24 protein-coding genes are annotated in these 19,003 nt (G+C 66.9%); 13 read left to right on the forward strand and 11 right to left on the reverse strand.

All coding sequences use genetic code 11. The annotated features are described in order from the left end of the window. The first annotated feature begins 386 nt into the window (after nucleotides 1-386). The 3 genes from ACWDTS_RS04810 (at nucleotide 387) to ACWDTS_RS04820 (ending at nucleotide 2,955) form a co-directional block, all read left to right on the forward strand. The gene (locus ACWDTS_RS04810) at nucleotides 387-656 is read left to right on the forward strand and encodes a hypothetical protein (protein ID WP_450117689.1); all 270 of its coding nucleotides are present in this window, start codon (nucleotides 387-389) and stop codon (nucleotides 654-656) included. 87 nt (nucleotides 657-743) lie between these two features. Beyond that, the gene (locus tag ACWDTS_RS04815) at nucleotides 744-2,447 is read left to right on the forward strand and encodes a phospholipase D-like domain-containing protein (protein WP_450117690.1); all 1,704 of its coding nucleotides are present in this window, start codon (nucleotides 744-746) and stop codon (nucleotides 2,445-2,447) included. Between the two features lie 70 nt (nucleotides 2,448-2,517). Further along, nucleotides 2,518-2,955 carry an SRPBCC family protein gene (locus ACWDTS_RS04820; RefSeq protein WP_197256461.1) on the forward strand — a complete coding sequence of 146 codons (438 nt, stop codon included), beginning with the start codon at nucleotides 2,518-2,520 and terminating at the stop codon, nucleotides 2,953-2,955. On the opposite strand, the gene ACWDTS_RS04825 is transcribed toward ACWDTS_RS04820, so the two are convergent. Continuing rightward, complete coding sequence (locus ACWDTS_RS04825) at nucleotides 2,946-3,698, reverse strand: DUF429 domain-containing protein (RefSeq protein WP_450117691.1); 753 nt, start codon at nucleotides 3,696-3,698, stop codon at nucleotides 2,946-2,948. The genes ACWDTS_RS04820 and ACWDTS_RS04825 overlap by 10 nt on opposite strands. A 100-nt stretch (nucleotides 3,699-3,798) precedes the next feature. On the opposite strand from ACWDTS_RS04825, the gene ACWDTS_RS04830 reads away from it, so the two are divergent. The 5 genes from ACWDTS_RS04830 to ACWDTS_RS04850 all read left to right on the forward strand — a co-directional run bounded on the left by ACWDTS_RS04830 (nucleotide 3,799) and on the right by ACWDTS_RS04850 (nucleotide 7,252). After that, a complete protein-coding gene (locus ACWDTS_RS04830; RefSeq protein ID WP_197256456.1) occupies nucleotides 3,799-3,957 on the forward strand; it encodes a hypothetical protein in 159 nt (52 codons plus the stop codon). After that, nucleotides 3,954-5,507, forward strand: coding sequence for a hypothetical protein (locus tag ACWDTS_RS04835; RefSeq protein WP_450117712.1), 1,554 nt, complete (start codon nucleotides 3,954-3,956; stop codon nucleotides 5,505-5,507). The genes ACWDTS_RS04830 and ACWDTS_RS04835 overlap by 4 nt, the downstream gene beginning before the upstream one ends. A gap of 167 nt (nucleotides 5,508-5,674) precedes the next feature. Next, entirely contained in the window at nucleotides 5,675-6,067 is a 393-nt protein-coding gene (gene gvpJ / locus ACWDTS_RS04840) for a gas vesicle protein GvpJ (RefSeq protein WP_231611528.1), read from the forward strand. A 121-nt stretch (nucleotides 6,068-6,188) separates the two neighbouring features. Continuing rightward, nucleotides 6,189-6,833, forward strand: a complete 645-nt coding sequence (locus tag ACWDTS_RS04845) for a dihydrofolate reductase family protein (protein WP_450117692.1) — start codon at nucleotides 6,189-6,191, stop codon at nucleotides 6,831-6,833. Between the two features lie 236 nt (nucleotides 6,834-7,069). Continuing rightward, entirely contained in the window at nucleotides 7,070-7,252 is a 183-nt protein-coding gene (locus ACWDTS_RS04850) for a hypothetical protein (RefSeq protein WP_248673702.1), read from the forward strand. 18 nt (nucleotides 7,253-7,270) lie between these two features. On the opposite strand, the gene ACWDTS_RS04855 is transcribed toward ACWDTS_RS04850, so the two are convergent. Both ACWDTS_RS04855 and ACWDTS_RS04860 read right to left on the reverse strand, forming a co-directional pair. Then, complete coding sequence (locus ACWDTS_RS04855; RefSeq protein WP_450117693.1) at nucleotides 7,271-8,878, reverse strand: AMP-binding protein; 1,608 nt, start codon at nucleotides 8,876-8,878, stop codon at nucleotides 7,271-7,273. 231 nt (nucleotides 8,879-9,109) lie between these two features. Continuing rightward, entirely contained in the window at nucleotides 9,110-9,331 is a 222-nt protein-coding gene (locus ACWDTS_RS04860; protein ID WP_450117694.1) for a hypothetical protein, read from the reverse strand. A 263-nt stretch (nucleotides 9,332-9,594) separates the two neighbouring features. On the opposite strand from ACWDTS_RS04860, the gene ACWDTS_RS04865 reads away from it, so the two are divergent. After that, a complete protein-coding gene (locus ACWDTS_RS04865; RefSeq protein ID WP_450117695.1) occupies nucleotides 9,595-10,224 on the forward strand; it encodes a hypothetical protein in 630 nt (209 codons plus the stop codon). Between the two features lie 109 nt (nucleotides 10,225-10,333). Here the strand turns inward: ACWDTS_RS04865 and ACWDTS_RS04870 are convergent, their stop codons facing one another. Then, entirely contained in the window at nucleotides 10,334-10,555 is a 222-nt protein-coding gene (locus ACWDTS_RS04870) for a hypothetical protein (protein ID WP_450108370.1), read from the reverse strand. Nucleotides 10,556-10,729: 174 nt separating this feature from the next. Between ACWDTS_RS04870 and ACWDTS_RS04875 the strand changes: the two genes are divergently transcribed. Both ACWDTS_RS04875 and ACWDTS_RS04880 read left to right on the forward strand, forming a co-directional pair. Then, the gene (locus ACWDTS_RS04875) at nucleotides 10,730-12,211 is read left to right on the forward strand and encodes a flavin-containing monooxygenase (RefSeq protein ID WP_450117696.1); all 1,482 of its coding nucleotides are present in this window, start codon (nucleotides 10,730-10,732) and stop codon (nucleotides 12,209-12,211) included. Beyond that, the gene (locus ACWDTS_RS04880; RefSeq protein ID WP_450117697.1) at nucleotides 12,208-13,065 is read left to right on the forward strand and encodes a short-chain dehydrogenase/reductase; all 858 of its coding nucleotides are present in this window, start codon (nucleotides 12,208-12,210) and stop codon (nucleotides 13,063-13,065) included. Before ACWDTS_RS04875 ends, ACWDTS_RS04880 begins: the two co-directional genes overlap by 4 nt. 3 nt (nucleotides 13,066-13,068) lie before the next feature. On the opposite strand, the gene ACWDTS_RS04885 is transcribed toward ACWDTS_RS04880, so the two are convergent. From ACWDTS_RS04885 to ACWDTS_RS04895, 3 genes are all read right to left on the reverse strand, one after another. Further along, nucleotides 13,069-13,815 (reverse strand): nuclear transport factor 2 family protein, encoded by a 747-nt coding sequence (locus tag ACWDTS_RS04885; RefSeq protein ID WP_450117698.1) that lies wholly within the window; start codon nucleotides 13,813-13,815, stop codon nucleotides 13,069-13,071. A gap of 51 nt (nucleotides 13,816-13,866) precedes the next feature. Beyond that, nucleotides 13,867-14,766 carry a hypothetical protein gene (locus tag ACWDTS_RS04890; protein ID WP_197256442.1) on the reverse strand — a complete coding sequence of 300 codons (900 nt, stop codon included), beginning with the start codon at nucleotides 14,764-14,766 and terminating at the stop codon, nucleotides 13,867-13,869. An 80-nt stretch (nucleotides 14,767-14,846) separates the two neighbouring features. After that, a complete protein-coding gene (locus tag ACWDTS_RS04895) occupies nucleotides 14,847-15,458 on the reverse strand; it encodes a CGNR zinc finger domain-containing protein (protein ID WP_450117699.1) in 612 nt (203 codons plus the stop codon). A gap of 145 nt (nucleotides 15,459-15,603) precedes the next feature. Between ACWDTS_RS04895 and ACWDTS_RS04900 the strand changes: the two genes are divergently transcribed. After that, complete coding sequence (locus ACWDTS_RS04900; RefSeq protein WP_450117700.1) at nucleotides 15,604-16,023, forward strand: SRPBCC family protein; 420 nt, start codon at nucleotides 15,604-15,606, stop codon at nucleotides 16,021-16,023. A 116-nt stretch (nucleotides 16,024-16,139) separates the two neighbouring features. On the opposite strand, the gene ACWDTS_RS04905 is transcribed toward ACWDTS_RS04900, so the two are convergent. The 4 genes from ACWDTS_RS04905 to ACWDTS_RS04920 all read right to left on the reverse strand — a co-directional run bounded on the left by ACWDTS_RS04905 (nucleotide 16,140) and on the right by ACWDTS_RS04920 (nucleotide 18,181). Continuing rightward, the gene (locus tag ACWDTS_RS04905; protein WP_450117701.1) at nucleotides 16,140-16,625 is read right to left on the reverse strand and encodes an SRPBCC family protein; all 486 of its coding nucleotides are present in this window, start codon (nucleotides 16,623-16,625) and stop codon (nucleotides 16,140-16,142) included. Nucleotides 16,626-16,629: 4 nt separating this feature from the next. After that, nucleotides 16,630-16,971 carry an ArsR/SmtB family transcription factor gene (locus tag ACWDTS_RS04910; protein WP_197256434.1) on the reverse strand — a complete coding sequence of 114 codons (342 nt, stop codon included), beginning with the start codon at nucleotides 16,969-16,971 and terminating at the stop codon, nucleotides 16,630-16,632. A 59-nt stretch (nucleotides 16,972-17,030) separates the two neighbouring features. Continuing rightward, the gene (locus tag ACWDTS_RS04915) at nucleotides 17,031-17,486 is read right to left on the reverse strand and encodes a PPOX class F420-dependent oxidoreductase (protein ID WP_450117702.1); all 456 of its coding nucleotides are present in this window, start codon (nucleotides 17,484-17,486) and stop codon (nucleotides 17,031-17,033) included. A gap of 182 nt (nucleotides 17,487-17,668) precedes the next feature. After that, complete coding sequence (locus ACWDTS_RS04920) at nucleotides 17,669-18,181, reverse strand: DinB family protein (RefSeq protein ID WP_450117703.1); 513 nt, start codon at nucleotides 18,179-18,181, stop codon at nucleotides 17,669-17,671. Nucleotides 18,182-18,347: 166 nt separating this feature from the next. Between ACWDTS_RS04920 and ACWDTS_RS04925 the strand changes: the two genes are divergently transcribed. After that, nucleotides 18,348-19,003, forward strand: a 656-nt coding sequence (locus ACWDTS_RS04925) for a flavin-containing monooxygenase (RefSeq protein ID WP_450117704.1), incomplete at its 3' end; no start/stop codon positions are given.

Consider the following 19,003-nt stretch of genomic DNA (forward strand, 5'->3'; position numbering starts at 1 on the left):
TGGCGTCATCATCGAGTCGTTGATCTTCGGAGTGATCGCCTCGAGCGCCCTGGTCCTCGGCGCGCTGGTCGGCGGACGGTTCACCATCCCCAAGCGTGCACTCGCCGCCATGCTGGCGTTCGCCGCAGGCGCACTGATCACCGCGTTGACCTTCGAACTGTTCGAAGAGTCGTACGAGAAGGGCGGCATCTGGCGCGCCGCGCTCGGACTCGCGGTCGGCGCGATCGTCTTCACCCTCCTCAACCGGCAACTGGACCGGCTGGCCGAGGCAGACACCGCCAGTCGCAAGGCAGCGAGAAGCTCGACCTCGACGCCGCGACGGAGAAGGCACCCTCCACCGCCTCCGTCAGCGGAGCCGCCCCGAAGCACTGGTCGGGAGCGCGTCCATGCGCGCGCAGGGCCGATCCCAGACCTTCATCCTCGGCACGTGGGTGATCTGCGCCGTGCTGCTCACTCTGGCCGTCGTCGTGGGCGCCGGACCCCTCGCCTCGAGTGCACCCGAGACGATCTCGTTGCCGCTCGCCTTCGCCGCCGGTGCGGTGCTCGCGTCCCTGGCGGACACCCTCATGCCCGAGGCCTACGAAAAAGGCGGCCCGACGGTCGCATTGAGCACTGCCGCCGGATTCGTCCTCTCGTACGTCCTTGCCACGGTGTGATGTGGCGGGGTAGGAAACGCCGAGGTCGACCCGACTGCGAGACGCGCGAACCGCATTCGCCTGCCGGGGTCGTGCGAAGATACCCGGATGCCCCGGAACCTGATTCGAGCAACGGTAGGGACCGAGCTGCATCGACTCGGCGTACTCGCGCGCCGCGTTTCGTCGGTGTTCGACCGATCCAGCTTCGCACTGACGGGACGCCGTGAGCATTTCGATCCGGCCCATCCCTGGTTTCTCAGCGGCGAGGAACGGGGCAACAGCGACACCCGGATTCGGCTATGGACCGACGGCAACGACGTCATTCCGCTGGTCCACGGCAAGGTGTACTTCGCGGCGCTGGCGGACGCCCTGCACCGCGCCGGACCGAATGACCTGGTGCTGTTCACGGATTGGCGCGGCGACCCCGATCAACAGCTCGTCGACGGCGTGACGGTGGCCGACGCATTCGCCGCCGCCGCCCGCCGCGGCGCGATCGTCAAGGGCATGATGTGGCGCTCGCACATCGAGACGCTGGGCTATCCCGGCCGCCGCAACCGCAAGCTCGCGGAGATACTCGAGGCGGCCGGTGGCGAGGTGATCCTCGACCAACGAGTTCCCACCTTCGGCAGTCACCACCAGAAACTCGTCGTGGTGCGCTACGCCGACCCGGACACGCCGGACGTCGCGTTCGTCGGCGGTATCGACCTCGCGCGGGCACGACGCGACGACGCCGACCACTTCGGCGATCCGATGAGCCGACCGTTTCCACCCGAGTACGGCGAGACCCCGGCATGGCACGACGCACAGCTGCAGATCCACGGACCCGCCGTCCGCGATGTCGAGGACGTCTTCCGTGAGCGCTGGGAAGACCCCGCCGCGTTGTCCCGATTGCCGTGGCACGCCTTGCCCGACATTCTGCGAGGCGTCACCCGCTCCCCGTCCGAACTGCCTCCTCCCGCTGCACCACCCGCTCCGTGCGGAACCTGTTCGGTGCAGTTGCTGCGAACCTATCCGCGTCGCCGGCCTGCGTATCCGTTTGCGAGGGACGGGGAGCGGAGCGCTGCCCAGGCCTACGCGAAGGCGCTGCACCGGGCCCGAAGTCTGGTGTACGTGGAGGATCAGTACCTGTGGTCGGAGGATGTGGCGCGCGTGTTCGCCGAGGCACTGCGCCGCGAACCGGGACTGCGCCTGGTGGCGGTCGTCCCGAAATTCCTCGACGAAGACAGCCCCATCACCATCCCGTCCGCGCTGTTGGGGCACTCGTCGGCGCTCGAGACCATCCGTGACGCGGGCGGCGATCGCGTGCTGGTCCTCGACCTCGAGAACGACCGGGGCATCCCCGTGTACGTGCACTCCAAAGTGTGCATCGTCGACGACACGTGGGCGGCGGTCGGCAGCGACAATTTCAACCGGCGTTCCTGGACCCATGATTCGGAACTGACTGCCGCTGTGCTGGACACCGCGCGGGACACGCGCGCGCCCGTCGACCCGTCGGGACTCGGTGACGGCGCCCGTCGATTCGCTCGCGATCTGCGTCTCGAGCTGGCCCGGGAGCATCTCGGCAGGAAGGACGGTGACGACGCCGATCTGATCGATCTGGACGAGTTCTTCGACGTCGTCCGAACCAGCGTCGATGCCCTGGACCGTTGGCACAAGGCACCGTCGGCGGGTACGAGGCCGGCGGGCCGGCTGCGCCGCCACCACATCGATGTGCCGCCGCAGTGGCAACAGGTTGCCGCCTCCCTGGTCTACCGGCTGATCGTCGACCCGGACGGGCGGCCGATCCGGATGCGGCTGCGCCGTACCTACTGACCGACGATTGGCCCACCCCTCGACCGGGTACGCGGACTCCACAATCCGACACCGGTGAGGAGTACCCAGCATGGCGGTCACCGTCTCCGACCGATTCGACATCGACGCCGCACCCGAGCAGGTGATGCGCGCGCTCGAGGATGTCGAACACATTCCCGAATGGTCGTCGGCCCACAAGAACGTCGAGGTCCTCACCCGGGATCCCGAGGGCCGCCCACGCCGGATACGGATGACGTTGTCGCTGTTCGGGTTCTCCGACACCCAGACGATCGAACACGACTGGACCGAACGGTCGACGTCCTGGACTCTGGTCGACAGCACGATGCAGCGCAGCCAGGACGGGATGTATGCACTGGAACCGAGCGAACACGGCACCCGCGTGCAGGTCACCATGTCACTGGATCCGAAGGTGCCGGTCCCCGGTTTCGTTCTTCGGCGCGGCCAGAAACATGCCCTCGACGCGATCCGTAGGGGGCTGACCGACTTCGTCCTCGCCCGCTACACCTGATCTCGGAGCAACTCACGGATTCCGCACACCGGCACATGAATCCAGCCCTCCCGGACGGCGACCGCGCGCTGCGTCGCATCGGGGCGGGTGGTTCTCCCGAGCGCTGCGGCCCGTGCGGCAAGGCACGCGACAACCGCATCGAACGCGTCGTCCGAGTCGATACAGAGGTCCCGGAAGCCACCGAGATCCAGTTCCGGAAGGGCTCGTTCCAGTGCAGCCACCGACGCCGCCCGCGCCTCGCGGTTCTTCGCGCTCTTGTAACCCTTGAACGGCAGGTCCCAGCCCCGTAACGCCGCGGCGGGATAGACCTCGACCACGGCACCGTCGACGCGGTCGACATCGACCCCGACCGCCTCGAGTTCGGCGAGCAGTCCCGCGCACCGGAGCGCCACATGCGCGATGAGGTCCGCGGACACGCTCAGCGGGACGATCCCCGTCTCGGCATGCACCAAACGGTCGGTCAACCGCCGGACCAACGGGAGGCGTCCGGAGCGGCTGCTCAGGGCGCGTTCGCGCGAGTACTCGAGGCGGTGGTGTGCGGCGACGAAGTCGACGAACGCGTCGGGCCATCCGAACGGCGCGTCGATGCCGCTCCGGTCCGCCGCGACCACCGCGTTCACGACCTCCCGGTCGGTCGCGCCGAGCCGCAATTCCCGAACCGTCGCGGTGCCACCTTCCCAGACGACGCTGGCGACCGCCGTCTTCCCCGGTTCCGCCGCGAGGTCGACCCCTACCGTCTGCACCTCCGCCACGGTATCCGCTGCCTGCGCTGCGTGCCCCCGTGGATTACCTTCCGTATTCGTGCCACGGTGGAGGCGGTTCCTTTCCAGGAGGTGCATCGCCATGGAGCACACCCAGCACACCGGCCCGGCGCAGGAATGCCCGGACTGTCACGCGCTCGCCGCAGATCTCGAGGCGCACAAGCAATGGCACTCCAGGGTCGTCCACGACCTCGCCGTCGCCGTCGAGAAGGAAGTGGACAGACGGACGAAGACCCCCTGACCGGAGCCGGTCCGCGATCCGGCTCGCGCCGCAAGGGACGCTGGTGGCCGCTCGCGGCGACGGCGGCGTTCGTCGTGCTGCTCGCCGCGACGGGCGCGATCCCGACCTGGCCCGGCCTGATCCACCTGGTGGCGCTGCCGCCGCTGGATCAGTTCACCGACCTGCGGCTCCTGCTGTCGCGGGCGTCGTCGTGGCCGGTGTTCCTGGCATTGCTCGCCGTCGTGACCGCGGTCCGGGTGGTGCTCATGGCGTGGCTGCTGGGTGGCCTCGACGCCCGGCGCCTGCGGTTCGCCGCCCTGTTCTACGCGGTTGCGTTCGGGCCGGTGCTGGTGGCGGCGTTCGCCGATGCCGTCGCCTACGCGGTCCTGTACTCGCGGTTGTTCTGGCCCGCAGTCGCCCTGATCGGGATGCTGGTACTCACCCTCGGCCCGGTGCCGTGGCAGGGCCGTCCCCGGTTGCGCGAGGCCGTCGCACTGACGTGGCGGCGTGGGCTGCGGGTCGAGGTGATGCTGCCGTACTGTGCGGTGGTCCTGGCGCTGGGTGCGGTGGCCGATCGAATCCCGGTCCTGACCGTGCCGCTCGTGCCGGTCTCGGCCGTCGCGACCGGGCTGACGATCGCGATGATGGACCGCCCGGCATCGCGGCGACCGGGAGCAGCCCTGACCGCGCTCGTCGCGGTGCTCACCGCCGTGTCGATCGTGTTCGTCGCGACCCGCGGGTACGACGAACCGGAACCCGGTCCGCCGCAACCGGGTTCGCTGTTGATCGTGGCCGGAATCAACTCGGCGTCGGGACGGAGCGTGATCCATGCGACGGACGTGCACCGCCTCGGCTACCGCTGCGAGCAGGTGTACTACTTCTCGTATGCCGGTCCGGGTGACGGGCAGCCGCAGGAAGACGCGACGTGTCCGATCCGCACCGGTGCCCCCTACGGGCCGATCGACACCGAGAGGCCGTTCCGGGAGCAGGTCGATCTGTTCGTCGAGCAGGCGTCCGCGTTGCCTCGCCCTCTGGTGGTTGCCGCACATTCGCACGCCGTCTGGGTGGTGTGGGAAGCCGCCGCCACCGGCCGGGTCGACGTCGACGCGTTGCTGCTGGTCGGCGCCTTTTCGAGCACCCCGACCGGTTACCCTCCACCGCACGTGGACGAACCCGGCCGCGTCCTGGGCGACCTGCTGCGGGTCGCGGCATCGTCCGCCGGCCTGGCCGACTTCCACTTCGACCCGGACTCCCCCGCGGCGCGGGACCTGCTCGGTACGGCGGGAACAGCGGAATCGATTCTCGCTCAGCGACTTCCGAAGAATGTACGTGCCATGAGCCCGCCTTCGGCCGCCGATCTGCCCTTGATGACGGACCACCGACTGGATGTCGAACGAAACGGGTGCCCGGCGCGCGTCGCCCATGCGAACCTGCCCGCATCGGCGGCGTTCGAGGACGCGACGATCCGCTTCCTGAACGGCCGCACTCCCCCACCGTGCCCGCCGTGGCGGGACTGGGGCGCCGTGGCCTTCCGGCCGTTCGGGATGCCCTCGGGGCAAGCATTGCGATGATTCCGACGGCCGTGTCGAGGATTGTCATCGAGGCGGGTCTTCGAAGGAGCATGATGGAAGGGTGAGCCAGGGGCGCCGGAAGCCTCCAACCAATGGCCGGGATGTAAGGCGTTGCTCCACAACGTCTTTACGCACCTGCGCGCACCGCACTATGAGGAGTGACCGCCATGACATCGATCCAACCCGGCGGTAATGGAGGCGGCGGGACGATGGCCCGACCGAACTCGTCCGGCCTGGCGGAGGTCATCGACACCATTCTGGACAAGGGCCTCGTCATCGACGCGTTCGTGCGAGTGTCGCTCGTCGGCATCGAGCTCGTGACCATCGACGCCCGCATCGTGGTCGCCAGCGTCGACACCTACCTGCGCTTCGCCGAGGCCGTGAACCGGCTCGAGATCTCCCAGACCGAACCGAAGGGCCTGCCCGACATCGTCGGCGACATCGGCGGCAAGGCCATCGAAAGCGCCGCCAAGAAGAAGACCAACAGCGCTCTGGACTCGGCGGCCGAAAAGATCCTCGGGTTCCTCGACGACGTCGCCGAGCAACGCCGGCGGAAGTAACGATCGTTGTGCAGTGAGGTGCCTGCGTGAGCCGATGACCTACGGCGAGCGCAGCGATGATTCTGCCGAGGCCCGAAGGTCTACCCCTCTTACCGAGACAACCAACCTACGGGAGTACGGAATGGGACTCATCGACATCGAACTGTTCGCAACCCTCGACCTCGTCGGGCAGGCACCCGGCGGTCCCGACGAGGACCCAGTGGGGTTCCAGTTCGGCGGCTGGCAGGCACCCCTGATCGACGAGGTCACCGGAGCACAGGTCGGTGCCGCGTACGAGGGCACGGACGCTCTCCTGCTCGGCCGGCGGACCTACGACCTCTTCGCCGCCTACTGGCCGCATCAGGAGGGCGGCGAGGACAACGCCATCGCCACGCTCTTCAACAGCGTCCCCAAATACGTGGCCTCCCGCGGCAGACCCGACCTCTCGTGGGCCGGGTCCACGCAACTCGGCCCGGATCTGGCGGCCGCAGTGCGCGAGATCCGTGACCGGCACGAGCACATCAAGGTCGTCGGGAGTCTCAACCTGGTGCAGACACTCCTGCGCGAGAAACTCTTCGACCGGCTCGACCTGTGGGTGCACCCGATCGTGCTCGGCGTCGGGAAGAAGGTGTTCGACGGGGGCGCGGTGCCCACGAACCTCACCCTCCTCGAACCACCGGCAGCGAGCGGGAAGGGCACCGTGTACCTGCGCTACGGACTCGCCGCCGGCACGCCGGAGACCGGGGACATGAGCGCACCTGCTCGCGGCGTCGGACGCGACGACTGAAGTCCGCCCACAGCCGAGTTGTCTGTGACCTGCAGTTTCTTCAAGTTTATGCGTAACGAGCCGGACATTCCGGTCGATCACGTGGCAGCGGAAACATGCACTGCGGGTGTTCCGCGCCGAGATCTCAGTGCCGATTCAGGAGAAACATTGCATACCAGGCCGGGCCCGACGCACACGACCGACAAATTAGTGCCCGACGCGAACGAGATCGCGGAACGAATCATTCGAGGCCTGGCATGACCGTCCGTACCTACGGCCCGGCCCACCGTTGGTTCGCCTGGCGACCGGTGGACACCACCGACGGCGGTCGTGTGTGGATGCGCGTCGTCTGGAGACGACGCGCATACATCGACCTGGGCACCGCTCCCGGTTCCATGCAGTACTGGACGTACTGGGAGCACGAACCGCACGACCGGTGACGACGCCCGGCGGCTTCCCTACCGGGCTGCCTGAGCGGTCGCCCACCGGTAGTCCGCCTTGCCGGCCGGCGTCCTCTTCACCTCGTCGACGACGACGATCGAACGCGGGATCTTGTAGCCCGCCAACGACTTGCGGCAGTGCTCCTGCACCTCTTCCAGCGTCAACTCGCCCGTGTCCGGGTAGGTGGCGATGACCGCGGCGACAGCCTGCCCCATGCGCTCGTCCGGCACGGGCACGACGAGGGCGTCCGCGACGGCCGGGTGCGCATGCAGTGCGGCCTCGACCTCCTCGGCGAAGACCTTCTCGCCACCGGTGTTGATGCACTGCGAGCCACGCCCGAGGAAGACGATGGTGCCGTCGGCCTCCACGCGACCCATGTCGCCGAGGATCGACAGGCGGGTACCGTCGGCGCGGGTCGGGAACGTCCTGGCGGTCTTCTCCTCGTCCTTGTAGTAGCCGAGGGGGACGTTGCCGATCCGCGCGATGTATCCGACGTCGTCCGAACCCGGCGGAATCTGCTCGAGGCGCTCGTCGACGAGAATCATGTTGGGCGACGGCGGCATCCGCAGATTCCCGGCCTCGTCGACGTCGAACGCGCCGTCGTTGCCGGATTCCGAGGCACCGAAGTTGTCGCGCAACAACAGATCCGGTTTCACGGCGAGCATCCGGTCGCGCACACTCGTCGACCAGATCGCGCCGCCCGAGGTGATCGAGAACAGCGAACTGTAGTCGACCTCGCCCTTCCTGCGTTCCATCTCGTCGACCAACGGCAATCCCATACCGTCCCCGACGATGAGAATCACCTGCACCTTGTCCTTCTCGATGGACTCGACGACCTTCTTCGCGTCGAAATCCCGCCTCAGCACGACCCGGGCACCGAGCGTGAAGAACGTGAACAGCGAGTACAGGGCGGCACCGTGCATGAGGGGTGCTGCAATGAGGAACGCCAGGCCGGGGAACTCCTTCGCTCCCGCCGCCACCTCGGCGAGATCCTTGCGCGGTTCGGTGCCGTACGGGTTGCCGCCGGAGAGCGGCTTGCGGAAGAAGTCGTCGTGCCGCCACATGACACCCTTCGGGTATCCCGTCGTGCCACCCGTGTAGAGCAGGTACAGGTCGTCTCCCGAGCGCGTCGGGAACTCGGCCTCGGCGGGCAGATCGTGTGCGTCGGCGAAGGAGGTCACGGCGACGGACCGGCGCTCGGCAGCCTCCCGCAGCTCGTCCTCGGTCTCGCCCACCACGAAGACCGACCGGATCAGCGGACAACTGTCGAGCAGGGACGCGAGCACCCGCTGATGTTCCGGAAGCTCGACGACGACCGCCGCCGAATCCGAATTGGTGAAGATGTACTCGAGTTCCGCGGGGGTGTACCGGTAGTTGACGTTGATCGGCACGGCTCGGATCTTGATGAGGCCGAGGATGCTCGTGACGTGTTCGACGCTGTTCTTGAGGAACAGCGCCACATGATCGCCCTGGGAAATTCCGGCGCGGGCGAAGAGCTGTCCCGTGCGGTCGGATTCGGCTTCCAGTTGCGCATACGTGAGGTTCAGGTCTTCGTAGGTGAGCGCGATGCGATCCGGCACCGCGGCGGCGACCGTCTCGAATACATCCGCAAGGTTGAACTGCATCCCGAATCCCCTCCTGCAACCGTCCGAGTCCGTTTCGTCGGGCTCCGACCACGAATCTAGAACACGTTGCACCTGTGGTGGAAGGGTTTGTGCCGATTGCCCGGGCCGATCGGCCGGGACTGTGTGGACTCCAGCACCCGGTCGGGTCCGGAACGCGAGCCCCGCGCAAGGCGCAACCCGCCGGATGCCGGAGTCCACTGTCACTGCACTACTGGGTCACCGGCCCGCCACTCACGGCGCCAACCAGATGACAGCCCACCCTCCGTAGCCTTCCTGGCAGTCGTAGACGTGGCCGGCAGCTCCGTTGCTCATGATCCAATAGGCGCAGTCCGTGTAGCTGGCCAGTCCGGTCTTCACCGGAAATCGTGTTTCTGCCGAAGCGGTTCCGGCGGCTCCGGCCACGATGGCCGTGGCGCCCACCGCGACGGCCAGCGATGCGATCAGTTTCTTCATCCGAGTTCTCCTCACAGTGTGTGTTCATTGACGAAGAGGTGACCGGTCTGCGCTCTTCACGGATGAGAGCGCGGTCGCCCCGGCAATGTTCCCTGGGTTCCGAAACTTCTCTGCGGGTTGATATTTCGCTTCCCACAGAGACCCTCGAGCCTCCGCTCCGAATTCACCCGGCGACTCCGGGAACATTTCGCCCTCTCCGCGTCTCGAACCTTCGGAGCGACCCACTCGGCCGCTCTCACCCGGAACGTAAAGAAGGAATCGAGATGACCACTCCCGCACCGGGCACCGACCCGACCGCAGCAACCACCGACACCTACCCGGGCGGTGCACCCTCCGCCGTCGACGCGGGTCTGGCCCCGGAATCGACCGCCCCCTCGACGACCCAGGACCCGACAGGCACCGCGTCCGGCCTCGGCATCGACGTCAGCGGCATGATCAACGACCCGAACCAATCGGTCGACCTGTCCATCGACGTGGTCGGCGGCGGCGTCGACGTGGACACCGGCCTCGCGGTGGGTGGCGGCGTCGAGGTGTCGATCAGCGCACCGGGTGGCGTACCTCAGGTCAGCGTCGGCGGTGGTGGCCAGGTCGCGGCCGGCGGCCGGTTCGACGTGTACGGCACCTACGACGACATCGACGTCACCACCGACGCCGAGACCGGCACCATGGATGCCGAGATCGAATCCGTCGACGCATCCGCTTCCGGATACGGCGGAGTTCAGGCGGGTGTCGAGTTCGGGGTCGACTTCTCCGCAAGCCCGGTGGACGGCGGGATCCCCGGCATCGGTGTCAGCGGTGAAGTCGGCTTCGAAACCCAGAGCGGACTCGACGTGGACGGGGGGTACAGCAACTTCGACCTGCACAGCGAACCCGGCTACGACACCGGGTGGTGAACACCCGGGCACTCGGCCGGTGCTACCGCACGATCCGTTCGCCGAGCACGATCAACGTCTCGCACAGCAGGTCACGCACCTGGTCCTGGCTGAGTGCCTTGCGGTCCACCTACTCCCGGATCGCCGACTTCACCATCCCGCCGTAGGCACGAACGGTCGCCGGCGCGGTGTCGCGCGCGTCCCCGGAACCGGTGAATCCGATGGCTTCGGGGACCCGTTCGGCGGCTCGGTTGTCCACCTCGTCGTGGATCGCCCGGAGTTCCGGGTCGTTTCCACCGCCGTCCACGCCGATCGTGAGCCAGGTGCGTCCGTGCGCGGCAAGGATTTTCATCAGCCAGTCCGTCGCGCCGATCCCTCTTGACGCCGTGCCGACAAGCCTGGAAGCATCCGATCCGATGATGATCGTCCGCGGTGTGGGGGCCGCAGTGTGTCCCGGAACGGCGCCGTCCACGGCTCGCGCCGCGACGAGCGGGCACCCGCGCCACACCGACACGAGGACGGGCGAATGAACGGCAACCCTTCGACCGATGCCGACCATTCGATCGTCGTCATCGGTGCCGGTTTCGGCGGCATCGCGCTGGCCGCGAAACTCCGCGAGGCCGGGGTCCACGATTTCGTGATCTTCGAACGGGCCGCGGATCTGGGAGGCACCTGGCGCGACAACACCTACCCGGGTTGTGCGTGCGACGTGCCTTCCCACCTGTACAGCTACTCGTTCGCCCCGAACCCCGACTGGTCCCGGATGTACGGCAGGCAGCCGGAGATCCTCGACTACCTCCGGACGGTCGCCGCGCACCACGACGTCGAGCGGCACATCCGGTACGAGGTCGAGCTGCTCGGAGCCGACTGGGACGAAGACACCGGCCGCTGGATCCTCCACACCAGCGCGGGCGAGGCGACCACCCACGTACTGATCACCGCCGCCGGCGTGTACGGCGAGGCGCGGTACCCGGACATCCCGGGGCGAGACACGTTCGCGGGGAGCGCGTTCCACTCCCTGCACTGGAATCACGACTACGACCCCACCGGCGACCGCATCGCCGTCATCGGGACCGGAGCGTCTGCGGTCCAGTTCGTTCCCGAGTTGCAGCCCAAGGCCGAGCGACTGCTGGTCTTCCAGCGATCGGCGCCGTGGATCATCCCCCGCATGGACCGCGTGACGACCGAATTCGAGCGCCGGCTCATCCGGCGGGTGCCCGTCGTCGGCAAGGCGATGCGCGCCGCGTACTACTCGATGATCGAAGGCTTCGGCCTGGTCGGATTCGTGAACAACAGGTTCCGCTATCCCTACGAACTCCTGGGCCGATATCAGTTGCGCCGTCAGGTACGCGATCCCGAGCTGCGCAGGAAGCTCACCCCGGACTACATGATCGGTTGCAAACGCGCCATCTTCTCCGACGACTGGTTCCCGGCGCTGACCCGACCGAACGTCGACGTCGTCACCACCGGGATCGCGGAGATCCGGCCACACTCCGTCGTCACCCGCGACGGCACCGAGCATCCCGTGGACACCATCGTCTACGCAACCGGATTCAATGTTCCACCAGCGGTATACGAACGAATCCGCGGGCGTGGCGGGCACACCTACGCCGACCTGTACCGCAAGAACCCGGCGAGCTATCTCGGCATGTCCCTCGCGGGATTCCCGAACTTCTTCAACACCCTCGGCGCCTTCGGTGCGGTCGGGAACCAGTCGGCGATCTTCATGATCGAGGCACAGGTGCGCTACATCGTCGACGCCCTCACCACGATGCGACGTAACCGGGTGTCCCGGATCGAGGTTCGCGACAGCGCTCAGAGCGCGTTCGTCGACGAGATGAACCGGCGCAGCGACGGCACCGTGTGGCTCACCGGCGGATGCGACACCAGTTACTACCACACCGCGGACGGCAGGAACGCCGGCCTGTACCCGGGGTGGAGCTTCGAATACGCCTGCCGTGTCCGGAAATTCGACATGGCCCCCTTCGACATCGAGGTCCTCCGATGACCGCCCGCACCCGCCCTCGCGAAATGGACGTCACCGGAAAGACCGTGCTCGTCACCGGTTCGGCACAGGGAATCGGCCGTGCGGTCGCCGAGCGCCTCGTCCGCTTCGGAGCACGCGTGGCGCTCGTCGACATCGACCGCGACGCAATCGAATCCGCCGCGACGGCCCTCGGAGACCGGGCACTCGCACTGACCGCCGACGTCCGGGACCGTCGGGCCATGTCCGCTGTCGTCGCGGACACCACCGGCTACTTCGGCGGACTCGACGTGGTGGTCGCGAACGCCGGCGTCACCCCCGTCCCGGCCACCCTCCGGACGATGCGGGACGACGAGTTCGACCGGGTCATCGGCATCAACCTCACCGGGGTGTACAACACCGTCCGGCCCGCGCTCGATCACATCGTCGACCGTTCCGGTCACGTGGTGGTCGTATCGTCCTGTGCTGCCTTCGCTCCCGGGGCGGGCGGCTCCCCGTACATGATCAGCAAGTCCGCGGTGGAGCAACTCGGCCGCGCTCTCCGCGTCGAGCTCGCGGCCCACGGGGCCACCGCGGGTATCGCCTATTTCGGCGTCGTGGACACCGCGATGACCCACGACATGCTCGACGCCGACGACCTAGGCCGCGAAATCGACAACCTCCTTCCGTGGCCCCTCAACCGGCGCATCACCGCCGATCGGGCCGCCCGGACGATCGTGGACGGCATCCGCCGGCGGGCACCGATGACCGTTGCCCCGGCGGGCTGGCGGCAGTACTCGTGGCTACGCGGACTGGTCAACCCCGTCCTCGACCGCCGAATGGCAACCGACGGCCACCTTCACGGACTTCTCCACCGGCTGGAAGACCGGAATCGGTGACCTTCACCGACGGCGCAACTTCTCCCCGACCCGGCGCGCCAGCACCGGAAGCTTCGACGCGGCCATGAGCGCACGGAACGGCAAGCTGTCGTCCCGCGGAAGAATGCCCGCTCGCTGGACGGCATCCAGGAAGTCGAAGAGCGTCTCCCCCTCGCTCATCAACCCGTCGGGGCCGAAGTGGTATCGATCGACGGCGGGCGCCTGGATGAACCGTCCGTCGCCGTAGATCACCGGTGCCGAGTCGTCGTAGGGGTACAGGCGGAGCGCACCAGAGAAGTGGCCGCTTCCGATGTACCGGATCACCGTGCGGACCGTGCCGTCGGGCTGGACGTCGACGTACACCTGATCGGGCAACGGGTCGTAGCGCCAGTCCGGGATGGCGTCGAAGAAGGCGAAGTTGTACCTCACGAACTCGTCGATACCGACGATCGTGCGCCCGAACGTCGTGGGGTCGACGTAGCGGAGGTCCTGGGCATACAGCTCGTCGTTGATACTCATGTCGCGGACCAGGAAGCTCCACCAGTACTTCTTGGCCCACGTCATCACCCACGACAGATCCGTGCCGTGGCGCTCGCTCAGGTAGTCGAGCTTCTTCTCGAACATCGTGAACCACTCACGAGTGGTGGCCTGCAGTTCCGGCTCGGGGATCGCGCGGATCGGCACGCCTCGATTGGAATCGAGGAACTCCGGCACGGGACCGGCAAGTCGCGGTCGCGCCAATGCCCGCTGAAACTCTTCTTCGTCGAACATGCGTCGCTCCCTCACCCTCGCATCAGCAACGAGACCTGGCCGGGAAGCCGATCACTCGAAGTAGGACGCATAGTCCTTGAAGGGAACCTGCCCGGTCGGGCTGGCCTTCACGGCGTCGGCGACCTCCGGGGGGATGGGAGCCCAGTAGGCGGGCATCGCCGCCGCCAACGACGGCTTCAGGATGTAGAGCAGGGCGAAGTTCACGATCCACAGCGGCGGCGCCATCGACATGCCCACCTCCGAGGTCACGCCCTCCTTGGTGTTGGTCACCAGCTGCGCCGTCCCGGATATCTGTTGTGCCGCAAAGCCGTAGACCGCCTGAACCGTGTACGCCGACCGGTAGAGCGCCACCAGGGTATCCGTTGCGCCGTTGTTCCGCAGCCACGTACCCACGAAACCGCCCGGGGCGATCAGCGAATTCACCTGCCGCGTAGGTGCGTCCGCGTTGGCCGGACTCTCCAGCAACCCGGCGGGGTTCACGTAGAGCCCGTAGCTTCCGAGGACCGACGGTGTGGAAACGCCGTCGACATCCGAGAAGAGGGGCCGGCCGTTCGTATTGGTGAGGATCTCGGCGCACGCGTTGATCACCGCGGCGGCGTCGCTGCTGCCGCCGACTCCGCCTCCGGTGGTGAGGTCCTGATACTGCTGTTCGGTGAGAGCGTCCTCCGGCCCCAACCCGATGCGGGCGGCGATCTCTTCCGCAGCCTGCTGACCGAGCGGCTGGTTGAGCTGCGACGGATCGGTCATCTGCGGAGGCGCCAGGTATTCGTAGCCGGGCGCTCCGGAGAACGGTGGGGAGAACCCGGTGTCCGTCGCCGGGTCGCCGACGGCCGTCCCGGTCGCAGACAAGGAGAGAACGCACGCTCCGACCAGTGCCAGTAGCGAGACGGTTCGGCGACGACGGGTTGCTCCGCGCCGAGGTTTCGGAACCACCGAATCTGTGCCGCGCATAGGTCATCCTCCCAGAACACCGTCGGGTGATCGAAGACGAGCCTTCTCAGTGAACGCCCGGTCCGACGCCGCGTCAAGATCTACTTCGGCACGGCGTTACCGGATTCGAGCGTCGAACGGCGGTGGTGGGTGCGGGCTTTTGCGCGGTTGCCGCACAGTTCCATCGAGCACCACGTGCGGCGCCGGTTCCGGGAGTGGTCGTAGTAGGCCCAGCGGCAACTCGGTTCCCGGCAGGCCTTGAGGCGGCTCCAGGTGTCGTCCGCGACCGCCTCGGCGACCGCGATCAGCAGCCGGGTCAGGGCAGCGTCGATCGGGTCGCGCGAGGCCGGAATCAGCTGTGGCGGTGCAACGGTGACGTCGAGTGTCATCGGCAGGGACGGCGCGAGTGCGGCGATCCTCGCCGTGGCGTCCGGGTCCAGACCGTCCGGTCGGGGGCTGGCGACCGGCTCGGCGTTGTTGCCGGCGATCAGAGCCCGCAACCCCTCCCGGATGTGTTCGGCTCGATCCCGTTGCCGTGCAGTGGCGGACGCGGCGTCATGCGCCAGGTCGTGTGCATGGAACCAGTCCACGAGCTGTGCGGGGGTGGCGATGTCGTCCCGATCGGCCCGGCGCGTGTTGACGAACTCTTCGATCCAGCGGAGCCGTCCGGGCGCGGTTCCGACGGGATCGTTGTCCGGGCGAGGTTCCACCATGACCTCATCCTAACCGTCTATTGACGTTGACAGGTTATGTAACTAGCGTAGTCCTTATACCGGTTAGCCGACGCGAGGCAAGCATCGGAATCGACACCGACAACCCCTGCGCCGTGGCCCGGTGACAGGAGAGGAGGCCATCGACATGGCTTCGGTAACCAGAGAGATCACGATCGCAGCCGATGCGGACCGCGCCTGGCAGGTTCTCGGCGACTTCATCGACGGACCGACCCGGATGGCGCCCGGTTTCGTACGCGACAGCGTCCTGAGCGAACCCGGAGTCAGGACCGTGACGTTCGTCGACGGAACGGTGATGCGGGAACGCGAGATCACGGTGGACGACGCCGGCCGACGGTTGGTCTACGCGATCGTCGGCGGCACCGCGCCCCCGGAACACGACAACGCGTCGGTTCAGGTGTCCCCGCTCCCCGACGGGCGCTGCACAGTCACCTGGACCCACGACGTGCTTCCCGCCGGGTTCGCACCCGCCTGGGGTCCCAACATGGAACTCGTCCTCGAACTGTTCCGGAAGACACTGGAAGGCACACAAGACATTTCGACGTGAGCGCGACGATGCTTCCGGTTCGGAAGGCGAATACCGACGCACTCGCTGCGCAGGCTACGAGTGCCCGCGAGCGGTCGGCTCGCCCGAAATGCGGGCGAGCCGACCGTCGCGCGAGGTCAGGAGACGATCAGCTCGTCGATCTGATTGATCGCCGAGGAGGCACCTTCGACCACACCCATGTCGAGCACCGTCTGGAGTGCCTCGGCGGAGGCATAGGTGGCCACATACGTTGCCCGCGTGCCACCTTCGTGTTCGGCGAAGGTGTAGACGTTCTCGGAGACCGGCAGTTCCGGATTCGGGTTGAAGTCGAGATCGGCGAAACCGTCGACGAAACTGAAGCTCGTCGGTTCGTCGACCGTCTTGATCTCCCAATACCCGGCGTGCTTGTCGCCTTCGGGTCCCGTCATGAAGTAGGTGACGCGGCCGCCCGGCCGGAGATCGTGGTCGACCACGGTCGCCGGGTAGGTCGGCGGACCCCACACCTTCTCCAGCTGGCGCGGGTCGGCGTAGACCTGCCAGATGCGCGCGACCGGTGCAGCGAAATCTGCTGTGATGGTGAGGGTTCGGTTGTCGATGTCGTGTTGTACGTCGGTGACAGGCATGTCGTCAGCTCTCCTCGGTCGAGTCGGTTGCGATGAGTTCGTCGATACGTGCGATGCGACCGCGCCACACCTGCTCGAGTTCGGTGAGCATGGACGCCACCGACCGCACCGCCGCCACGTCGCCACTGGCCAACTGCTCCCGGCCGCTGCGGCGCTTCGTCAGCAGGCCGGCCTTCTCCAATACCGCGACGTGCTTTTGGACAGCGGCGAAGCTCATGTCGTAGTTCGCCGCGAGCGCGGAAACCGAGTGCTCCCCGGCCAGCACACGGCGCAGGATGTCGCGCCGGGTTCGGTCGGACAGCGCGTGGAACAGGGCATCGGCCCGGTCCTCGTCGTCTCCGCTCACGAGAACCAATATACAACCAAATGGTTGTACGTCGTCAAGCCTCGGAGTGTTCTGCCAGGTCAGAGCCCCGGCGGGAATCCACCGGTCGCGATCGGACCCCAGCTTTCGATATGGACCCGGATCAGGGTCTTGTTCTGCCTGACCATGGCTTCGCGGTATTCGTCCCAGTCGGGATGCTCACCCGCGATGCAGCGGTAGTACTCGACGAGGCCGTCGAGCGCCTCCGGCATGTCCAGAACCTCCGCGCGTCCGTTCACCTGCACGTACGCGTCGTTCCAGTCGTCGGACAGGACGCAGAGCATCACGTGCGGATTCCGCCGCGCATTGCGGGCCTTGGCCCGCGCCGGGTAGGTGGACACCACGATGTGGCCGTCTGCGTCGACCCCGCAGGTCACCGGTGACATCTGCGGAGTGCCGTCCGAGCGGACCGTGGCCAGGACCGCCCGGTGTCGCGGGCGCAGGAATTCCAGTAGCGCATCACGATCGACCTTTTCGGCGGTGGCGATACGAGGCATGACGAACCCTTTCGATCGGAGTCGTGCGGGTACCAGGGAACGCTACCGCCTCCGAGCGATCGCCTCCGAGCGAATGTATCCCTCAGTCGGTTGAAGGAGACGAGCGATACATTCGCTCGGAGGCGGGAGGAGTTGACGACGCGAGGGTGAGCTCAGCGCGGCCCGGGTGGCGCCGCGCGGATCTACGGCCGGATGTTCCCGTACCTCGTCAGCGATTGTCCGATCTCCGAAATGTTCTTGGTCAGTTCGAAGTTCACCCATCCGGCGATTTCCCAGAGTGGAGTCTCGTCCGGCATGAGGCCGACGATCGGTGTCGTGAGGTCGGCCGTCTCCAGAAGCCCGGACCACTCGTGCGCGAGCGTCCGGATCCGGTCCACCGAACCGGACCATTCGTAGGCGTCGGTCGCCACCGCGCTTCCGCCGCGACAGACCGAGATCGTGTTCGACCACCACCATTCGATGTGCCACAGCAGCCACGCGATTGTCGTCTCCGAAAGAGGAGAAGCGGCCTCGTCCGGCCGGTCGGCGACGAACACCCCATCGGACCGCCGGACACCCACGCAATTCGACGACGGCTCCCAGTGCAGCACAGCCTCGTCGATCCGAGGCAGAACGTGCTCGTTCGCGAACAGCAGGATCAGGTCCAGCTGTGTCCGCAGGGTGCGCACGATGAGGGATTTGTCGGAGTAACCCATGCGAGGGATGCTCCCAGGCCATCGGGCTCAGGCACGTCCTTTCGTCGAATCGCGTAGTCGACTACTCGTGTCGGTCGCTCTTGTGCGTTCCACACTCGAAGGACCACAGCGGCGGACTTGCAGGACCGTTCGTCGCGCTTGCCCCCCCCGAACCATCGGAAGCACCATGAAAACGGACATCGGCCACTATGCACCTTCGCTACCCCGCCTCGAGCACGTCGATGTGCTGATTGTCGGGGCCGGATTTTCCGGTATCGGCCTGGGATACCGCCTGACAACGAGGCAACCCGACCGCAGTTTCGCGATCGTCGACGGCCGCGACGCGATCGGCGGAACGTGGGATCTGTTCCGCTTTCCGGGCATCCGGTCGGATTCGGATCTACATACCTTCGCATTCGCCTTCAAGCCGTGGAACAGCGACAACGTGTTCGCCGACGCCGGTGAGATCCTCGACTATCTGCACGAGACGATCTCCGAGACCGGTCTCGCCCCTCGTATCCACCTCGGGCACAAGGTTTTGCGAGCAGACTTCTCCCGCGAGGAAGCCCTGTGGCACGTTGCCGTCGAACACGACCGTGAGCAGTTCGACGTAACGTGCCGAGTCTTGGTCTCTGCAGCCGGCTACTACGACTACACCTCGGGATACACCCCTCAATTCGACGGCATCGAGACGTTCGGCGGGCGGATCGTGCATCCCCAGTTCTGGCCGGAGGACCTCGACTACGCCGGAAAAAAGATCGTCGTCGTGGGAAGCGGCGCCACGGCGGTGACGATGATCCCGGCACTGGCCGACCGCGCCTCTCACGTGACGATGCTGCAACG

Source organism: Rhodococcus sp. NPDC003383, assembly GCF_053589115.1.

What these genes read in the sequence shown, in the direction of transcription:
- ACWDTS_RS04890 (WP_197256442.1), bottom strand. Translation starts at nt 14,766, where the DNA reads ATGCGCGGCACAGATTCGGTGGTTCCGAAACCTCGGCGCGGAGCAACC.
- ACWDTS_RS04855 (WP_450117693.1), bottom strand. Translation starts at nt 8,878, where the DNA reads ATGCAGTTCAACCTTGCGGATGTATTCGAGACGGTCGCCGCCGCGGTG.
- gvpJ (WP_231611528.1), top strand. Translation starts at nt 5,675, where the DNA reads ATGACATCGATCCAACCCGGCGGTAATGGAGGCGGCGGGACGATGGCC.
- ACWDTS_RS04830 (WP_197256456.1), top strand. Translation starts at nt 3,799, where the DNA reads ATGGAGCACACCCAGCACACCGGCCCGGCGCAGGAATGCCCGGACTGT.
- ACWDTS_RS04900 (WP_450117700.1), top strand. Translation starts at nt 15,604, where the DNA reads ATGGCTTCGGTAACCAGAGAGATCACGATCGCAGCCGATGCGGACCGC.
- ACWDTS_RS04850 (WP_248673702.1), top strand. Translation starts at nt 7,070, where the DNA reads ATGACCGTCCGTACCTACGGCCCGGCCCACCGTTGGTTCGCCTGGCGA.
- ACWDTS_RS04880 (WP_450117697.1), top strand. Translation starts at nt 12,208, where the DNA reads ATGACCGCCCGCACCCGCCCTCGCGAAATGGACGTCACCGGAAAGACC.
- ACWDTS_RS04820 (WP_197256461.1), top strand. Translation starts at nt 2,518, where the DNA reads ATGGCGGTCACCGTCTCCGACCGATTCGACATCGACGCCGCACCCGAG.
- ACWDTS_RS04860 (WP_450117694.1), bottom strand. Translation starts at nt 9,331, where the DNA reads ATGAAGAAACTGATCGCATCGCTGGCCGTCGCGGTGGGCGCCACGGCC.
- ACWDTS_RS04895 (WP_450117699.1), bottom strand. Translation starts at nt 15,458, where the DNA reads ATGGTGGAACCTCGCCCGGACAACGATCCCGTCGGAACCGCGCCCGGA.
- ACWDTS_RS04875 (WP_450117696.1), top strand. Translation starts at nt 10,730, where the DNA reads ATGAACGGCAACCCTTCGACCGATGCCGACCATTCGATCGTCGTCATC.
- ACWDTS_RS04905 (WP_450117701.1), bottom strand. Translation starts at nt 16,625, where the DNA reads ATGCCTGTCACCGACGTACAACACGACATCGACAACCGAACCCTCACC.
- ACWDTS_RS04885 (WP_450117698.1), bottom strand. Translation starts at nt 13,815, where the DNA reads ATGTTCGACGAAGAAGAGTTTCAGCGGGCATTGGCGCGACCGCGACTT.
- ACWDTS_RS04815 (WP_450117690.1), top strand. Translation starts at nt 744, where the DNA reads ATGCCCCGGAACCTGATTCGAGCAACGGTAGGGACCGAGCTGCATCGA.
- ACWDTS_RS04915 (WP_450117702.1), bottom strand. Translation starts at nt 17,486, where the DNA reads ATGCCTCGTATCGCCACCGCCGAAAAGGTCGATCGTGATGCGCTACTG.
- ACWDTS_RS04845 (WP_450117692.1), top strand. Translation starts at nt 6,189, where the DNA reads ATGGGACTCATCGACATCGAACTGTTCGCAACCCTCGACCTCGTCGGG.
- ACWDTS_RS04870 (WP_450108370.1), bottom strand. Translation starts at nt 10,555, where the DNA reads ATGAAAATCCTTGCCGCGCACGGACGCACCTGGCTCACGATCGGCGTG.
- ACWDTS_RS04810 (WP_450117689.1), top strand. Translation starts at nt 387, where the DNA reads ATGCGCGCGCAGGGCCGATCCCAGACCTTCATCCTCGGCACGTGGGTG.
- ACWDTS_RS04920 (WP_450117703.1), bottom strand. Translation starts at nt 18,181, where the DNA reads ATGGGTTACTCCGACAAATCCCTCATCGTGCGCACCCTGCGGACACAG.
- ACWDTS_RS04865 (WP_450117695.1), top strand. Translation starts at nt 9,595, where the DNA reads ATGACCACTCCCGCACCGGGCACCGACCCGACCGCAGCAACCACCGAC.